The sequence below is a fragment of the Rhizobium sp. BR 317 genome (assembly GCF_047445835.1).
Lineage (GTDB): Bacteria > Pseudomonadota > Alphaproteobacteria > Rhizobiales > Rhizobiaceae > Rhizobium > Rhizobium paranaense.
In genome coordinates this window covers 50,689-68,393 of the sequence record NZ_JARWLB010000001.1, presented here as the reverse complement: position 1 = coordinate 68,393, position 17,705 = coordinate 50,689, and the positions used below count along the sequence as shown (strand labels likewise).

The 17,705-nt window shown below is 60.4% G+C and carries 14 protein-coding genes; 5 read left to right on the top strand and 9 right to left on the bottom strand.

Features of this window, described 5'->3' with window-relative positions:
• Positions 1 to 59: 59 nt before the first annotated feature.
• The 6 genes from QD357_RS00330 to QD357_RS00305 form a co-directional block, all read right to left on the bottom strand.
• Complete coding sequence (locus QD357_RS00330; RefSeq protein ID WP_107108166.1) at positions 60 to 440, bottom strand: SUF system Fe-S cluster assembly protein; 381 nt, start codon at positions 438 to 440, stop codon at positions 60 to 62.
• Positions 441 to 451: 11 nt separating this feature from the next.
• Positions 452 to 1,693, bottom strand: coding sequence for a cysteine desulfurase (locus QD357_RS00325; RefSeq protein WP_414123934.1), 1,242 nt, complete (start codon positions 1,691 to 1,693; stop codon positions 452 to 454).
• 14 nt (positions 1,694 to 1,707) lie between these two features.
• A complete protein-coding gene (gene sufD / locus QD357_RS00320; protein WP_107108167.1) occupies positions 1,708 to 2,982 on the bottom strand; it encodes a Fe-S cluster assembly protein SufD in 1,275 nt (424 codons plus the stop codon).
• 22 nt (positions 2,983 to 3,004) lie between these two features.
• A complete protein-coding gene (sufC, locus tag QD357_RS00315) occupies positions 3,005 to 3,760 on the bottom strand; it encodes a Fe-S cluster assembly ATPase SufC (protein ID WP_028753102.1) in 756 nt (251 codons plus the stop codon).
• A gap of 71 nt (positions 3,761 to 3,831) precedes the next feature.
• The gene (sufB, locus tag QD357_RS00310) at positions 3,832 to 5,301 is read right to left on the bottom strand and encodes a Fe-S cluster assembly protein SufB (protein WP_107108168.1); all 1,470 of its coding nucleotides are present in this window, start codon (positions 5,299 to 5,301) and stop codon (positions 3,832 to 3,834) included.
• A gap of 148 nt (positions 5,302 to 5,449) precedes the next feature.
• Entirely contained in the window at positions 5,450 to 6,616 is a 1,167-nt protein-coding gene (locus QD357_RS00305; protein WP_107108169.1) for a cysteine desulfurase family protein, read from the bottom strand.
• 233 nt (positions 6,617 to 6,849) lie between these two features.
• Here QD357_RS00305 and QD357_RS00300 point away from each other — a divergent pair, with 233 nt between their 5' ends.
• Positions 6,850 to 7,527, top strand: a complete 678-nt coding sequence (locus QD357_RS00300) for an alpha/beta hydrolase (protein WP_107108170.1) — start codon at positions 6,850 to 6,852, stop codon at positions 7,525 to 7,527.
• Between the two features lie 159 nt (positions 7,528 to 7,686).
• Here the strand turns inward: QD357_RS00300 and QD357_RS00295 are convergent, their stop codons facing one another.
• Together QD357_RS00295 and QD357_RS00290 are read right to left on the bottom strand one after the other, a co-directional pair.
• Positions 7,687 to 8,205 carry a GNAT family N-acetyltransferase gene (locus QD357_RS00295; RefSeq protein ID WP_107108521.1) on the bottom strand — a complete coding sequence of 173 codons (519 nt, stop codon included), beginning with the start codon at positions 8,203 to 8,205 and terminating at the stop codon, positions 7,687 to 7,689.
• 154 nt (positions 8,206 to 8,359) lie between these two features.
• On the bottom strand, positions 8,360 to 10,654 hold the full coding sequence (locus tag QD357_RS00290) for a caspase family protein (protein ID WP_414123933.1): 2,295 nt from the start codon (positions 10,652 to 10,654) through the stop codon (positions 8,360 to 8,362).
• 283 nt (positions 10,655 to 10,937) lie between these two features.
• Between QD357_RS00290 and tyrS the strand changes: the two genes are divergently transcribed.
• On the top strand, positions 10,938 to 12,194 hold the full coding sequence (gene tyrS, locus QD357_RS00285) for a tyrosine--tRNA ligase (RefSeq protein ID WP_414123932.1): 1,257 nt from the start codon (positions 10,938 to 10,940) through the stop codon (positions 12,192 to 12,194).
• Between the two features lie 201 nt (positions 12,195 to 12,395).
• Positions 12,396 to 12,722 (top strand): hypothetical protein, encoded by a 327-nt coding sequence (locus tag QD357_RS00280; RefSeq protein WP_107108173.1) that lies wholly within the window; start codon positions 12,396 to 12,398, stop codon positions 12,720 to 12,722.
• A gap of 98 nt (positions 12,723 to 12,820) precedes the next feature.
• Here QD357_RS00280 and QD357_RS00275 read toward each other — a convergent pair whose 3' ends face one another.
• Complete coding sequence (locus QD357_RS00275) at positions 12,821 to 16,240, bottom strand: DUF3971 domain-containing protein (RefSeq protein ID WP_414123931.1); 3,420 nt, start codon at positions 16,238 to 16,240, stop codon at positions 12,821 to 12,823.
• Between the two features lie 130 nt (positions 16,241 to 16,370).
• On the opposite strand from QD357_RS00275, the gene QD357_RS00270 reads away from it, so the two are divergent.
• Both QD357_RS00270 and QD357_RS00265 read left to right on the top strand, forming a co-directional pair.
• A complete protein-coding gene (locus QD357_RS00270; protein WP_107108175.1) occupies positions 16,371 to 16,853 on the top strand; it encodes a peroxiredoxin in 483 nt (160 codons plus the stop codon).
• Positions 16,853 to 17,695, top strand: coding sequence for a ferritin-like domain-containing protein (locus QD357_RS00265; protein WP_414123929.1), 843 nt, complete (start codon positions 16,853 to 16,855; stop codon positions 17,693 to 17,695). Before QD357_RS00270 ends, QD357_RS00265 begins: the two co-directional genes overlap by 1 nt.
• The last annotated feature ends 10 nt before the right edge of the window (positions 17,696 to 17,705 follow it).

The following is a 17,705-nucleotide window of genomic DNA, read 5'->3' as shown; positions in this document are numbered from 1 at the left end:
GCAACCGGGGTCAAGATCCGGTGCTTCGAGTCATAATGTAAAGCGAGCGGCTTAAAGCTTCAATACCAGCCGACTGCCACCTGCGCCTCTTCCGACATGCGATCCGGCGTCCATGGCGGGTCGAAGGTCATGGCGACCTGGACGCCGGAAACGCCTTCGACGGCGCCGACCGCGTTTTCGACCCAGCCCGGCATTTCGCCGGCGACCGGGCAACCCGGCGCAGTCAGCGTCATGACGATCTTCACCACGCGATCGTCTTCGATGTCGATCTTGTAGACCAGGCCGAGTTCGAAGATGTCGGCCGGAATTTCAGGGTCATAGACCGTCTTCAGCGCGGCGATGACATCGTCGCTGAGGCGTGCCAGCTCGGCCTCGGGAATGCTGGAATGCACGATGCCCTCGCGCACGTCGATCTTCTGTTCGCTTTCATCGAGTGACATCGCTTGCCTCCTTAGGCAAAGAATTTACGCGCATATTCCAGCGCATCGGCCAGGGCATCCACCTCGGCACGGGTATTGTACATGCCGAACGATGCACGGCATGTGGAGGTCACGCCGAAGCGTTTCAAGAGCGGTTGGGCGCAATGCGTGCCTGCGCGCACGGCAACGCCCTGACGATCGATCACCATCGAAACGTCGTGAGAATGGATACCTGCGAGCTCGAAGGAGAAGATGCCGCCTTTACCGGGTGCCGTGCCGAAAACGCGCAGCGAATTGATCTCCCGCAGCCGTTCCGCTGCATAAGCCGCGAGATCGGCCTCGTGCCGCGCGATCGCCTCCCCGCCGACGCTCTCCATATAGTCGAGCGCGAAGCCGAGCCCGATCGCCTGGACGATGGGCGGGGTGCCGGCTTCGAAACGATGCGGCGGATCGTTGTAGGTCACGTTGTCCTCGGTGACGTCGAAGATCATCTCGCCGCCGCCCTGGAAGGGGCGCATCTCGCGCAACCTGTCCTTCTTGCCGTAAAGCACGCCGATCCCCGAAGGGCCGTAGAGCTTGTGACCGGTCATAACGTACCAGTCGCAATCGATGTCCTGCACGTCGACGGGCAGGTGCACGGCGCCTTGCGATCCGTCGATCAGCACCGGAATGCCGCGTTCATGGGCGATTCGGCAGACTTCCTTGACCGGGACGATCGTGCCGAGCGCATTCGACATATGGGTGATCGCGACGAGCTTGGTGCGCTCCGTCAGGCTCTTTTCGAAATCCTCGACATGGAAAGCGCCATCGTCATCCACCGGCACCCAGACCAGCTTGGCGCCCTGCCGCTCGCGGATAAAATGCCAGGGCACGATGTTGGAATGATGCTCCATGATGGACACAACAATCTCGTCGCCCTCACCGAGTTTGGGCATGCCCCAGCCATAGGCGACGGTATTGATCGCCTCGGTCGAGTTCTTGGTGAAGACGATATCGTCTACCGAGGGCGCATTCAGGAAGCGGCGCACTTTTTCGCGTGCAGCCTCATAGGCTTCGGTGGCCGCATTGGAGAGGAAGTGCAGGCCACGATGCACGTTGGCATATTCGCTGGAATAGGCGTGCGATATCGCATCTATCACGCTTTGCGGCTTCTGAGCTGATGCACCGTTGTCGAGATAGACCAGCGGTTTGCCATGAACGGTAGTCGACAGGATCGGAAAATCCCGGCGAATCGCGTCGACGTCATAGGCGGTGACTGGTACGATCTTGTCCACGAGCATTGCTCCAATCAGGCGTGATTTTCCAGCCAGGCCGAAATAACGCCTTCCAGCGCCTCGACCAGGGCTTCGTCTTCCAGCTCTTCTATAATTTCGGCCACGAAGGCATTGACCAGCATGGCGCGAGCCTTGTTCCGGGGAATGCCGCGGGCCATCATGTAGTAGAGATGGTTCTCGTCGATATCGGCAACCGTCGCGCCATGGCCGCACTGCACGTCGTCGGCGAAGATTTCCAGCTCCGGCTTGACGGAGAATTCGGCATCGTCGGACATCAGCAGCGTGTTGCAGGCCATGCGGGCATCGGTCTTCTGTGCATCCGGAGCGACACGGATCATGCCCTGGAAGATGCCGCGGGCGCGGTCGAACACCACGTTGCGAACGATCTCCGTCGAACCCGTATGCGGTACGTCATGGCCGAGCACCAGCGTCACATCGGTATGCGTGTCGCCACCGAGCAGGTTGACGCCGCGCAGCACGAGGTCGGAGCCCTCGCCCGTGACCTTCACATGCAGCTCCTGGCGCACCAGCTTGCCGCCGGCATTGATGACAAACAGCTTCAGCTTCGCATCCGCGCCGAGGTCGACGCGGATCTGGCCGAGATGCGTATCCTCGGTTCCCTGCTCCTGCAGGATGATCCAGGTCACTTCGGCACCCTTGCCGATCTTGATGTCGCTGACCGAGGAGACCAACGCAGCAGCACCGGGCACAGCCTGATGGCGCTCGATCACGGTCGCCTTGACATCTGCGCCGAAGGAGACCGGTAGCCGGCTGTGGATCTGGCCGCCAGCATGCACGAACTGGATCTCCAGCGGCGCGTCAAGCTCGGTCCCATCGGGAAACTCGATGACATAGCCATCGCGCACGAAGCTGCCGTTGATGCGGCCGATGGCGTCGTCCCTGCCGAGCGCGGTCAATCTTGCGGCGGCGGTACCATCCGCCAGGCTATCGGCATAGCGGCGAACGACCAGGCCATCGACCGAAGTCTTGTCATTCGCGCTGCCCTGTAGAACCGGCAGAACGGCCGAACCGGGAACGGTCGGCGACAGGGTCTCGACACTGCCGGCGCCGAGGTCTGTCGGAACCGAACGTAGCAGGTTCTTGAAATCGGTATAGTGCCAGGCTTCGAAGCGGCGCGTCGGCAAGCCTGCGGTCTTGAGATCGTCCAGCAGGCGGTCGCGGACGGCGAGCACGTCGCCATCGCCCGGCAGATCGCCCAACTGGTTGTTATAAGCCTCGATCAGCGCCGTCTCAGCGGCGGTCAGACGGCTCGTCGTCTGAATGTTCATCGACGTATCCTTTCCGCCCCGATCAGGCCGCAGCCCCGATGATATCGGCATAGCCGTTGGCTTCGAGTTCGTGCGCCAGCGTCTTGTCACCGGACTTGATCACCTGGCCCTTGTAGAGGACGTGCACGGTGTCCGGAACGATATAGTCGAGCAGACGCTGATAGTGGGTAATGACGATCACGGCGCGGTCGGGCGAACGCAGCGCGTTGACGCCATCGGCGACGATCTTCAGCGCATCGATATCGAGACCGGAGTCGGTTTCGTCGAGCACGCAGAGCTGCGGCTCCAGAAGCGCCATCTGCAGGATTTCGGCACGCTTCTTCTCACCGCCGGAGAAGCCGACGTTCAGCGGGCGCTTCAGCATCTCGGTGTTGATCTGCAGTTTGCCGGCAGCGTCCTTGACGCGGCGCATGAAGTCAGGCGTCGTCAGTTCGGCTTCGCCGCGCGCCTTGCGCTGCTCGTTCATCGCCACCTTCAAGAACTGCATGGTGGCAACGCCGGGGATTTCGACCGGATACTGGAAGGCAAGGAAGATACCCTTGGCGGCGCGCTCGGCGGCGTCGAGTTCCAGAATGCTCTCGCCGTTGTACAGGATATCGCCTTCCGTCACCTCGTAGTCGTCGCGGCCGGAAAGGATATAGGAGAGCGTCGACTTGCCGGAGCCGTTCGGCCCCATGATAGCAGCCACTTCGCCGGCCTTCACCGTCAGGTCCAGACCGCGAATGATCTCGGTGCCATCTTCGGCGATGCGGGCGTGCAGGTTCTTGATTTCAAGCATAGTAGAATCCTATCGAAGGAATGAAGGTGCGGCGCGCGTGGCGCGCCAAAGCTAATTCTGTTTCGTGGACGTCAGCCGACGCTGCCTTCGAGCGAGATGCCGATCAGCTTCTGCGCTTCGACAGCGAATTCCATCGGCAGCTCCTGCAGGACTTCCTTGACGAAGCCATTGACGATCAACGCGATCGCTGCTTCCTCGGGAATGCCGCGCTGCAGGCAGTAGAACAACTGATCTTCGGAGATCTTCGACGTCGTGGCCTCGTGCTCGAAATGCGCGGACGAGTTCTTCGCCTCGATATAGGGCACCGTATGCGCACCGCACTTGTCGCCGATCAGCAGCGAGTCGCACTGGGTGAAGTTACGGGCATTCGTCGCGCGGCGATGTGCCGAGACCTGGCCGCGATAGGTGTTCTGCGACACGCCGGCGGCAATACCCTTCGAGATGATGCGGCTCGACGTGTTCTTGCCGAGATGGATCATCTTGGTGCCGCTGTCGACCTGCTGATGGCCGTTGGAGACGGCGATCGAGTAGAACTCGCCGCGGCTGTCGTCGCCGCGCAGGATGCAGGACGGATATTTCCAGGTGATCGCCGAACCGGTCTCGACCTGGGTCCAGGAGATCTTCGAGCGGACGCCGCGGCAATCGCCACGCTTGGTGACGAAGTTATAGATGCCACCCTTGCCGTGCTTGTCGCCCGGATACCAGTTCTGAACGGTCGAATACTTGATTTCGGCGTCGTCGAGCGCAATCAGCTCGACTACGGCCGCATGCAATTGGTTTTCATCGCGCTGCGGCGCCGTGCAGCCTTCGAGATAGGAGACATAAGCTCCCTCTTCGGCGATGATCAGCGTGCGCTCGAACTGGCCGGTGTTCTTCTCGTTGATGCGGAAATAGGTGGAAAGTTCCATCGGGCACCGCACGCCTTTCGGCACAAAGACGAAGGAGCCATCGGTGAACACGGCCGAATTCAGCGTCGCATAGAAATTGTCGGTCGTCGGAACGACGGAGCCGAGATATTTGCGCACGAGATCGGGATGCTCGCGGATCGCCTCCGAGATCGACATGAAGATCACGCCGGCCTTCTTCAGCTCTTCCTTGAAGGTGGTGACCACCGAAACCGAATCGAACACCGCATCGACGGCGATCTTCGGCTTCTCGACGCCGGCAAGAATTTCCTGCTCGCGCAGCGGAATGCCGAGCTTTTCATAGGTCTTCAGCAGTTCCGGGTCGACTTCGTCGAGCGATTTCGGACCGGCGAACTTCTTCGGCGCGGCATAATAGTGAATGTCGTTGAAGTCGATCTTCGGATAGTCGACGCGCGCCCATGTCGGCTCTTCAAGCGTCAGCCAGCGGCGATAAGCCTCAAGGCGCCATTCCAGCATCCATTCCGGTTCCTGCTTCTTGGCAGAGATGAAGCGGATAATGTCCTCGGAAAGACCCTTGGGAGCCTTTTCCACCTCGATGGTGGTCTCGAAACCGTACTTATACTGGTCCACGTCGATCAGGCGGACCTGATCAACCGTTTCCTGGACTGCAGGCATGTCGTTCTCCAATCTCGCCGGATCCAAGGTCCGGCAGCTTGTCAACGTTGCGGCAGACTGAAATGTCTACCCTCTATGTAGTCGGCCAAAAGGGACTTTTCAGCCCGCTTGGCAAGCGGAAATTTGCGTTTCCGCAAAATTGTGGCCGTTAGGCCGCAGCTCCGGCGGGTTTACGCCGCCCGGCAATTCTGCCAAACGCAGCAATCGCGCGCTCGACATCCTCTTCGGTCGTCGCAAATCCAAGCGAAATACGCAGCGCCCCGAGCTTGGGGTCGCAACCCATCGCCATCAGCACATGGCTTTCGCCCACCTTGCCGGAGGAACAGGCGGAGCCCGCCGAAATCGCCACTCCTTCGAGATCGAAGGCGATCTGTCCGGTTTCGGACTTCAACCCCGGCAGGGTGAAGAAACTGGTATTTGGCACGCGGGGACCGCCTTCGCCATGTATAATGACATCCGACGCGGCAATCCGCATGCCCTCCTCCAGCCGATCGCGAAGTTTCGCGACGGCCGCGTTGCGGCTATCGAACTCAGCAATGGCAGCCACAGCGGCCGCACCGAAGCCGATGACGGCCAGCGCGTTCTCGGTGCCGGAACGATGCCCTTTTTCCTGTCCGCCACCATGAATCAGCGGCTTTGGCATCAGCACTTCGCCGCGGGAGACGAGCGCGCCGGCCCCCTTCGGTCCGCCGATCTTATGCGACGAGACGATGAGGAAATCGGCGCCGATCTCGTTGATATCGATCGGAATCCGGCCTGCCGCCTGCACGGCGTCGACGACGAAAATGCCGCCGAATGCCTGCACGATGCGAGCCGCTTCGTATACGGGCTGCAGAATACCGGTTTCGTTGTTGGCAAGCATGATCGCCACCATCGGCAGCCCGCTTGCCTTGTCATGCGCAGAAAGCATCGCTTCCAGCGCAAGCAGATCGACGACACCGTCCGAAGTCACCGGAATTTCGCTGATCTTTTCCTTTGGGAAACGACCGCCTTCGCGCAGCGCGGGATGCTCGATTGCCGATATATAGAGATGGCCGATCGCAAGCGGCGTGCGGCCCATGCGGAATTCCGGCGTCAGCACCATGTTGGCGGCTTCAGTCGCGCCGCTGGTAAAGACGACATGCGCTGGTTCGGCGCCCGTCAGACTTGCGACCTGCCGGCGCGCGGCTTCGATCGCCGCCCGGGTGGCACGGCCTTCGCCATGAACAGAATTGGGGTTTCCATAGAGGTCCAAGGCGTGCAACATAGCGTCGCGCGCCGCCGGATGAAGCGGTGCGGTGGCATTCCAGTCGAGATAAAGGCGCGTTGCCGCCATAATCTTCTTCCTGCCTGACGAAGCCTTGTTGTGCCCGGCTCATTTTCCTTGAAATTTCAGCCGGGCATGCCTTATGACACGTTCCACAAACCGTTGCACAAACAACGCGTGGAAGATCGTGCCAAGTTTCGAATTGTTCTAAACTGCGTTCTAGAAAAGATGAGCGCATTAGTCAAGTCAACTTGCTGCGTCCCACATGGTTTGAACGCAGAAAAAGAAGAGCCGGAGTATCGATGCCCGAAGTTATTTTCAACGGCCCCGCAGGCCGCCTTGAAGGCCGCTATCAGCCCTCCAAGGAAAAGAGCGCCCCGATAGCGATTATCCTGCACCCGCATCCGCAATTCGGCGGCACGATGAACAATCAGGTCGTCTACCAGCTCTTCTATATGTTCCAGAAGCGCGGTTTCACGACGCTTCGCTTCAATTTCCGCGGCATCGGCCGCAGCCAGGGCGAATTCGACCATGGTGCCGGCGAATTGTCGGATGCCGCATCGGCGCTCGACTGGGTGCAGAGCCTGCATCCGGATTCCAAGAGCTGCTGGGTCGCCGGCTATTCCTTCGGCGCCTGGATCGGCATGCAGCTTCTGATGCGCCGCCCGGAAATCGAAGGCTTCATGTCGATTGCGCCGCAGCCGAACATCTACGACTTCTCGTTCCTGGCGCCCTGCCCGTCCTCCGGCCTGATCATCAACGGTGATTCCGACAAGGTCGCCCCGGAAAAAGACGTCAACGGCCTCGTCGAAAAGCTGAAGACGCAAAAGGGCATCCTCATCACCCACAAGGTCGTCCCCGGCGCCAACCACTTCTTCAACGGCCAAGTCGATACGCTGCTCGGCGAATGCGAAGACTACCTCGACCGTCGTCTGAACGGCGAACTGGTGCCGGAACCGGCAGCCAAGAGGATCAGGTAATTTTATTCCCTTCTCCCCTCGGGGAGAAGGTGCTCGAAAGGCGAATGGGGGCTCGTCGCATCGCGGCGGCGAGCTGCTGAAAAGCAATATCACCTCCCAATGACGCCCCCTCAACCCGAGCTTCGCTCGGCCTTCTCCTCGTTGGGGCGAAGGTATGCGTTACCGCGACATCTTAAAACAAAGACCTGAAACGCCATCAATGATGATCGGCGAACGGTATTGCATGCCGATCTTGCGGAGAACCCGCTGCGACGCGGTGTTTTCCGGATGCGTGAAGGCGATGAACTGGCTGGCGAAACCGCGTTGGAAAAACCAGTCGGCAAGCGCGCCCGCAATTTCGGTCGCATAGCCGTTTCCCCAGGCGTCCTGGCGGATGGAATAGCCGAGCTCGAATTCGCCGCGGTCGCGCTCCTCCTGAAACCGGGAGAAGCCGGCCCGGCCGATGAAACGGCCGTCGTCGCGTCGGAGCATCTTGTATTTCGTCACGCCGTCGCCGGCCTGCTCGCCAAACCAGCTTTTCAGGCGATCCTCGGCCTTCTCCAAAGTCCAGGGAGCGGCGCCGGAAAGATAACGCGTCGTCTCGATGGTCGAATGCAGTTGCCGAATCATTTCGGCATCATTTTTGTCCCACATCGTTAGAATCAGGCGCGGGGTTTCGAGTATGATGGTGTCACTCATTTGCCTGCCTGCTTTCGTGATGGATCTGAAGCCCGCGATACGCCGCATAAGTGCTAAACGCACGGCAGGATTTCAACAAGCGCGATCAGGCGGCAATCCTGATGGAAAAGGCCCGCCGAAGCGGGCCTTCAGATCATCGCGAGATATTATTCAATCACTGGCATGCAGGCAGGCCCGGAGCACCGCACTTCTTCTTTTCCGGAGGTTTTTGCGGCGCGGGTGGCGGTTTCTTTGCCTGCGGCTGAGGCTGCGCCCTGGGTTGAGCCTGCGGCTTCGGAGCCGGTGCCTGCTGCTGGACGACCCTTGGCTGGGGTTGTGGCCGAGGTTGAGCCTGTGGTTTCGGAGCGGGTGCCTGCTGCTGCACGGCTACATGAGGCGCAGGCTTTGGTTGGGCAGCGGGCGGATTGACATGTCGTGGCGGCGCCGCAGCGACATGTGGCTGGTTGCCGACCTGCGGCTGTCTATTAACGACCGCATTGGGTTTCGGGGGAACCTTGGCGACAACGGGCGGCGTCGCTGGATTCACCGGCTGGCCATGAGCATTGGGTTTCGGGGCTGCGGCAACAGAATTCTGCTTCACGCTTGGAGCCGCCTGAGGTGCCGGTGTCTTTGCAACCTGATTTTGACCCTTCACAGCAGGCGTGTTGCCAGCAGGTGGTAGCGGCTGCTTTGCCTGAGGCGCTCCCTGATTGTTCGGCACCTTGCCGGCAGGCGGTAGGGGCTGGCCACTGGCACCGGGAAGTGTGTGAGCGGCAGCGTTTCCAGTCTGTGGCTGAACCGAAGGTGCCACCGCCGGAGCGGTTGCGGGCGCCGCTTTGACGGCTGGAGCCGGAGTCTGCTTCTGCAGAACCGCGGCCTTCTTTTGCACCGAAGGCGGCAAGGCAACGTGCATCGCCGCCGCGCCCGCTCCGGCGATGACGGCTGCGGCGCCGAGCTTCTGTCCTGTCGTCAGCCCCGGTGCGGTAGGTGCAGCCCCGTTTTCGTTCACGGTCGTATTGTTTACGACGGTGTTGTGGATGTTGTTGAAGTAGATGTTGTTTTGGGGCGGCGCGACATCGCGTGGCGGCTCGACCCATTCTTGAACCGGAACAAAGACCGGGTCCGGCAATACGTAGAGATCGACCGAAGACCGCGGCGGCTCAAGCACGACGAAATCCGGTGGCGGCGGCGCCAGGAAGACGACGGGCGGCGGCGGAGCGTAACCGAAGTCGGCATCATCGAAATAAAGGACGCGCCGGTCGACATAGACGATTTCAGGCGGCGGCGGTGGCGGCACGTCATATTCGATCACGGTGAACGACGACGGCGGTTCAAGTGCTGCCTCGAAATGTTCCAGGCGGCGCCGGGCATCCCAGACATGAGGACCTCGCGGATAGCGTCTTAGGTAGGACCAATAGGCCTCTGGCGTGTCCGCAACCCAGGTCTCGCGCCAAGTGATTGCTTCGCGACGGGCGGCCATGATGGCGCGCACCCGCCTCGCCATGGGGTCGTTCGGATAGGCGGCCAGGAAATCCTCATAGCCCCGCATCGTGTCGCGATCGAGCGCGGCGAAATAGGCATCCCGTTCGTCGAAATCGCGGATCGCCTTCGTTCGGATCGCAGCATTATCGTAGCTGGAAACCTGAGCGGCTGGCGCATTGGGGCCGCGATCGAAGAAGGTGAAGGCGTTGTTGAATTTGGAGGCATTCCACGAGATCTGCGCGCCCTTGGTCAAATCGCTAACCCGCAGTCGTGTCCGGTCGAACACATCGCCGAGCGACAGGCCGCCGACGCGGATCATCTCCGCCAGCGCATGCGCATAGGAACCATAGGGGCCTGCCTCCTGCGGCGCGACCGTACCGGGTGCCGCATTGAAGGCGATCAACTGATTGGCGTCGGGATCGACAAGCGCCAGGCCACCGGCGAGCGGCTGATTGGACTGCACGAATGGATTGGCCCTCGCCGCATCGAGCACGACGATGCTGCCGCGATTGTTGAGAGCGGCCAGCGATTTGGTGAAATCGCTCGTCCGCACGGCCTGGAGTGGAACATCCGTGGCATTGGCTATTTGAGCGTCCACAGGCACGAAATAATTATCGCCCTGATACTGCACTCCGTAGCCCGCCAGATAGACGAAAACGATGGTATCGGGACCTGACGCATTCGCTTTCGTCAGAAAGTCCCTCATCGCGTCGCGTAACCCGTTCTGGTCGAGGTCGCGCGCGCCGATCACATCGAAGCCGGCGGCCTGCAGCGTTTGCGCAATCAGGCCGGCATCATTCGCCGGCGTCGGCAAGGCGCCTGCCTGGTAGGCGGCATTGCCCACCACAAGCGCTATTCTCTTTTCGGGGGAACCTTGGGCTGCGGCTGCGCTTGCAACAGCGATACCAGCCAAAACCAACATCATGGCAAAGAATGCCCGGATCGTCTTTCTGAGTGACGATCCCATCATCGAAAGCATTGGTGACATACTCGTTTCTTCCACGAAACACGCGACGCACACCCCAGTCAGCATAGAACATTAGGATTGGATTTGGGCGAATGCGCGGCATGTCCCCGGCGGCTTCGGGGCGATGTTGCGATCTATTCACGTTCGGACACGCCCATTTACAGACCTACCCCCGCCGAAACTTTCTATCCGTTCCACCAAAATGATGACGCGTCGGCAAATCGATGCTAAACGCGCCCGGCGACATTCAACAACAGCGACTTCGCCGCCTAGTACACCTGCGGCGCCCCGAGAGACCAAGATCATGGCTGAGTTCAAATCCGATTTCCTGCGCACCCTGCAAGAGCGCGGCTTCATCCACCAGATTTCCGATGAAGCCGGCCTCGACTCTCTGTTCGCCAAGGAAACCGTGACGGCCTATATCGGCTTCGACCCGACGGCGCCGAGCCTGCATGCGGGCTCGCTGATCCAGATCATGATGCTGCATTGGCTGCAGGCGACCGGTCACCGCGCCGTCTCGCTCATGGGCGGCGGCACCGGCATGGTGGGCGACCCCTCTTTCAAGGAGGAATCGCGTCAGTTGATGACGGTCGATACGATCGAAAGCAACATCGCCTCGATCAAGCGCGTCTTCTCCAACTACCTGACATATGGCGAAGGCCCCAAAGACGCATTGATGATCAACAATGCGGAGTGGCTGCGCTCGCTCAACTACCTCGAATTCCTGCGTGACGTCGGCCGGCACTTCTCCGTCAACCGCATGCTGTCTTTCGAGAGCGTCAAAATGCGCCTGGATCGCGAACAGTCGCTGTCCTTCCTCGAATTCAACTACATGATCCTGCAGGCCTACGATTTCGTGGAGCTCGCCAAACGTTACGATTGCCGCCTGCAGATGGGCGGTTCGGATCAGTGGGGCAATATCGTCAACGGCATCGATCTCGGCCACCGCATGGGTACGCCGCAGCTCTACGCACTGACTTCGCCGCTGCTCACCACCTCCTCCGGCGCCAAGATGGGCAAGTCGGCCTCGGGTGCGGTCTGGCTGAACGCCGACCTGCTCTCGGCCTACGACTTCTGGCAATACTGGCGCAACACCGAGGATGCGGACGTATCTCGTTTCCTGAAGCTCTACACCACGCTGCCGATGGACGAGATCGCGCGCCTCTCCGCGCTCGCCGGCTCGGAGATCAATGAGGTCAAGAAGATCCTCGCGACGGAAGTCACGGCGATCCTGCATGGCCGCGAAGCAGCCGAACTTGCGGCCGAAACCGCACGCAAGACCTTTGAGGAAGGCGGCCTTTCCGAAAACCTGCCATCCGTCGACGTTCCCGCGTCCGAACTTGACGCAGGCATCGGGCTGCTTTCGCTGATCGTCCGCGCAGGTCTCGCCGGCTCGAACGGCGAAGCCCGCCGTCACGTCCAGGGCGGCGCCGTGCGTATCAACGATCAGGCGATCAGCGACGAACGCAAGGTGATCGGCAGCGGCGAAATCACCGCAGATGGCGTCATCAAGCTTTCGCTCGGCAAGAAGAAGCACATTCTGATCCATCCGGCGGCTTAAGAGGCTGCCCAACACTGAAACGCAAGAAGCCGGCGCATTTCGCCGGCTTCTTCGTTTTCAACGACTGAGCGCTCGATCTAGGCAATAGCCGAACAAGCCGCATTGACGAAATATCGGCGCCGGAAGCAATTTTGTGCTCCATCATGTCGGACCGATGCATTTCCGTACGTCCTATGCAGAGATCAATTCTGGAGGTGAGTTATGGACGAGCTGCCGGTGATCAAAACGAGGCGTAAAGGCAGAAGCCTCACGCAGAGCATGCTGATTCCAAGCGAGGAAATGGTCGCTGGGGCGCTTCGGGCGGCCCCACGAGGCGAGTTGTCAGATATTGCGGAGATAAGACGGGCGCTTGCCAAGGAACACGGGGCGGATGCCTGCTGCCCTATCACCGTTCAGAGACACCTCGTACAAATCAGTCAAAGCGGCGCCGCTCCCTTTTGGCGCGTTGTAGATCCCGATCGCCCCTTCGCTCGACGCATGATCGGTGGGCCGGAACGCATACGCGAGCGGTTGGCGGGTGAAAAATGACCCATGTCCTCCAATGCCTGCCGATATGAGATGACAGTGGTGGAAATTGAAATGGGACCGGCGTAGCCGATAGCAACCGCCCTACTCCGTGCGTTTACTTAGAACTCGAAGATCTGCCGGAACACGCCCGGCGCTATGATCGACAGCGGGTTGATCTGCAAGTTCGGTTTCTCAAAACTGCCGGTGAGCTTGAATGTGATGCCGATCAGTCCGCGGTCGCTGCCGTTGCCAAGGATGAAGCCAACGATCGGCACTTCGGCGAATAGCCGGTTGAGGCCGTAGGCGGGCATGAAGGTGCCGGTCAGGTCCATATTGCCGTTCGCGTCCTTCACCGTGCCCTGGAACGTTGCGCCCACTTGCACGCCTCTGACAACGCCATTTTCCACCGCAAGCGTCCCCTTGCGCAGCACCAGCCGCGCGAAGCCGCGCTCGAAACTCTGTGATCGCGTATCGATATTTTGTTTGACGGCCGAATTCAGGCTCCGCCCATTTTTGCCGCTCGGCGTGGAAACGATGGTCGAGAGCTTCTTTTCGTCGATGACGGCGAAGTTGCGGATATCGAGTGAGCCATCCCAGGCATCCGGCCCCGTGGAGCGCAGCGACAGATTGAGCAGGCCGCCTTGCAGATGCTTATAAAGATCGGCAAAACGCGCCACTGCGCCGGCATCACCGCTGGTGATGCGAATGGTCCCGCCATCTCCGCCCTTGCTCATTTGGCTGACGACAGCCTCACCGCTGCGCGTCAGGCCGGAGAAATCCGCAGCGATGGTGCGGCCGCCGGCGATGGAATAGACGCCCTTGAGATTCCCGATCGTCTCGTCGTTGAAACCGACGACCTTGTCGAGATTGGCGCGGATCGTAGCGCCGGACGAATCATCCTTGTCGTCGCCTTTGTCGCTTGACGATGTCTTCAACCGCGCCAGGACCGGCCGGAGATCGGCCGAGTTGCCGGCGACGGATATGTCGTAATTGCCGCTTTTGCCGCGCTTGACCGACAGTGCGAAATCATCGAGCGCGGAAAGCTTGACGGTATCGAAATTAGCCGACGACAGGCCGCCCTTGCTGACGACGAGATCGCCGCTGACACCGAAGCCATCACCTTTGAGGGTGAAGTTTTTCAGCACCGTCTGACTGTCAGGCCCGGAAGCCTCGAACTGGGCGCTGGCGGGGATGCCGCTGCCCTTCGACCAGCCGACCCACGGCACCGTCAAGGCCGCCTTGGCGAGGTCGACCTTGACGCCTTGGCGATCGTCATCGATGCGCGTCATTTCTATCTTGATCGGGCCGTCGATAATATCGTTGAGGCCCGGCATGACGCTGTTGCGCTGGGCATCGGTGAGCGTGGCGGTGATTACGCGGCTGCGTTTGACCGTTGATTTAGCGTCCGTCGGCTCGACCATGTCGATTTGCGCAGGAATGCCGTCAATCTGCGCCTGCGCATCCAGATGCACGGATTGGGGATCGGCGTCGATCTCACCTGTAAGATTGGAAATCTTACGATTGTTCATCGGCTTCAGCAGATCGACATCATTGAGCTGCAAGTTCGCCGTCCAGACTGGCGGCGGCGGCTTCTGGTCGCTGATCAAGCCAATCGTTGCATCGACCTTGGCGACGATCTTGCCGTTGAAATTCTCCGGCTTGAATTCGGTTCGCTGCAGCACTTCCAGGGGCTTATAGGTCAACAACTCGCCGATGGAATCGCCTGAGCCGGATATTTGCAGCTTGAGTTCGGCCATCAGCGGCTTGTCGTAGGCGGAAGGGATCGAGAAATTGCTGTCGCTCAGCGTCACCGAACGGCCTGAAGGGAAAAAGGAGGTGCCGCTCGCAATGTCGACGCTCATCGTCGGGCCGGTCAGATCGAAATGCGCCTTGGTGTCCCTGATTGGCGGAATCTCGCCCGGAACGTCGAGGCGGGTGTCGTCGATATCAAAGGCGATGTGCAACTCATTCTTTCCGAGTTGCAGCTTGCCTGTCTTCGCCGCCTGCGCCAGTCGTCCGGCGGGAATGAAGACCGAAATAACTCCATTGGTCACCGTGCCGCCGAAGAGGTTTTTTTCCACCCAGACCCGGGGTTTGGAGGCCATCCAGAACGGCCAGAGCTGTTTGATCGCCGCGGTATCGAGCTTATCGGCGCGGCCGCCGAAACTGATTTCCGGCGAGCTGTCGCCGAGTTTCATATGCAGGGAGCCGAACAGCGCGCCAAGCGGCGTCGACATACCCAGGTTTTCGAGTTGCAATTCCTTGGTCGCCGACAGGAATCGCCCCGTCGCCTGACCGTCGAAGCTGACGGGCTGCTCGCCCGAAAGAGCCGACGCGGCTGTGCCTCCGCGGATCAGGAAGTCGACGCCGAATCCCTTGCCGGCATTGGCGTCGATGCGGTCGAGGTCGATCAGCGCGCCGGAAAATGGCACCATGGTGCCGACGAACTGCGCTTTCGACGGCACGATCTCAAGCGTGTGGTGATCGAAGTTATAGGCGAGGTTGACGTTGGCCTGCGTGAGATCCTGCGGGTCGCGGTCCATATAAAGCATGCCGGGCTGGACATCGATCGAGGCGCTGAGCTTCGGATCGACACCTTCGCCGCCACGGATGGCGGTCACCGTCATTCCGGCGAAGCTCATGATGCCCTGGCGCGGCGTGCCGTTCTGATCATACGCCATCGTCAGCGGCTTCAGATCGAGATTGGCGACCTTTGCGATCAGCGAAGAGCTGCGGCCAGCCTCCTGTTGATCGGCTAGCACATCCAGCGTTGCGACGGAGCCGTTGACTGCGACCTGTCCGTAAAGGTGCAGCGATGTCGGTCCGCTGCGCTCGAAGGTGAGATTATCGACCACGAGCGAGATCGGCTCGCCGCCCTCCTGCCGCGCCAGCTTGACGGCAAAACCGGAAATACGCACCGAGTTCGTGCCGCCGCGCTCGACGAAACGCTCGAGGAAATCAAGGTTGTCGAAGGCTGATTTCAGCGCTTGCGGCAGCGCGTCGACGCGCAGCGCCGTCAGGTCGACGGGATCGCCCTGCGGCAGCAGCGAGGCGTCGAGCGCGATGCCCTCTGCCGCCACACTGGCCACTTCGACACGGCCTTCGACAAGCGCCAGCGGATCGAGCAACATGCTGACCGCCGCCATGGTCGACAGATGCTTGCCGCTCTCCTGGTCGACCACATTGACGTTGCGGGCTTCAAGTTCCAGCCGCAGGCTGGGCGTGAAGCGGACGACGGTCGAGCCGACTTCAGCCTTGTAGCGTGGCCCGATCGCCCGATCGAGCGCGAGCTGAGCCTTCTGCGACAGAGGCTCATCGAAAATGCCGTTTTCGATAGTGAAGATAATCGCGCCGATGATCAGGGCTAGGAAGGCAGTGAAGACGAGCGTAATACGGCAAACATGCCAGACATGCGAGCGCTTGCGGCGGACCGGCTCGGGGACATGCACGATCAAAGGATCGTCCACCTGAGCGGAAGGCAAGTGGTCGAGCGAGACGAGATCCTTTTTGCGGAATGTAATCTTTTCGCCTCGGATCACTCCCGTGCGTCCCTTTCGTTTTTCGTAATTTTGTTGGTGACGCTGCGTCCGATGTGGACGGCATACCGATCCAGTATATATGGCTGATATTTGGTGTCATCCAAAATCCCGGCAAAAGAAAGGTTTTCCCGTGACCGAAATCTCTCTGGTTGAATTAGGCATCGGCGACAGAGCGCCAGATTTCGATCTTCCGCGCGACGGCGGTGGCCGTGTGCGCCTCGCTGATTTTGCCGGTAAGCCATTGGTGCTGTTCTTTTATCCCAAGGACGACACGACCGCCTGCACCACCGAATCGATCTCCTTCACCGCGCTTGCGGCAGACTTCGAGAAAGCTGGCGCGGCCATACTCGGCATGTCGCCGGATTCGGTCAAAAGCCATGACAAATTCGTGAAGAAGCACGCCCTGTCCGTGCCCCTCGCCTCCGATGAAGAAAGGACCGCCGCAGAAGCTTACGGTGTTTGGCGGGAAAAGAGCATGTATGGCAGGACCTATATGGGTGTGGTGCGCTCGACCTTCCTTATCGGTGCGGACGGCAGGGTCGTGAGGATTTGGAGCAAGGTCAAAGTGGCTGGCCATGCCGAAGAGGTCTTGGCCGCCGTCAAAGACCTCTGATGCCCGTGGTCATGCCGGTGGAAATCGAGACCATCACTTCGCTGCGCGGCGGCGCGATTGCCGCTATCCGCTCGGCCGATCTCGATCGTAAGACGGCGCTTGCCCAGGAATCGGCGACCCGCTGGTTCGCACGCACCCTCTCGCTGCGCTCGCCGCTCGATCCGGCATTGGCCGATCGCCCCGGCCGGCCGGAAAAGCCGGAACTGGTGCCGCCGAGGCATATGGAAAAGCGCTCGCTGCACACGGTCAAAGGCCGCATCGCGCTGTTGCATGCCATCGCCCATATCGAGCTCAACGCTGTCGATCTGGCGCTCGATATCGTCGCGCGCTTCGCGACCGAACCGGTGCCCAATTCCTTTTTTGACGGCTGGATGCAGGTCGCATTCGAGGAGGCCAAGCATTTCCGTATGGTGCGGACGCGTCTCCGTGATCTTGGCGCCGACTATGGCGATCTACCTGCCCATGACGGTCTGTGGCAGGCCGCGCATGCAACCCGCAACGACCTCACCGCACGTCTCGCCGTGGTCCCCCTGATTCTCGAAGCGCGCGGCCTCGACGTGACGCCGGCGCTGCAGGCAAAGATGCGCGAGACGGGCGACATGGAGAGCGCTGCTGTCCTCGATGTGATCTACAATGATGAAAAGGGCCATGTCGCCGTCGGCGCTAAATGGTTCCGTTTCCTCTGCGCCCGCGAAAGGCGCGATCCGGCCCGCACGTTTCAGGATTTGGTGCGCGCCAATTTTCGCGGTTCGCTGAAGGCGCCGTTCAATGACATTGCCCGCGCCGAAGCCGGCCTGACACCTTCCTTCTACCGCTCGCTCACGTCTACAAGTAATGCATAACATACTAAAC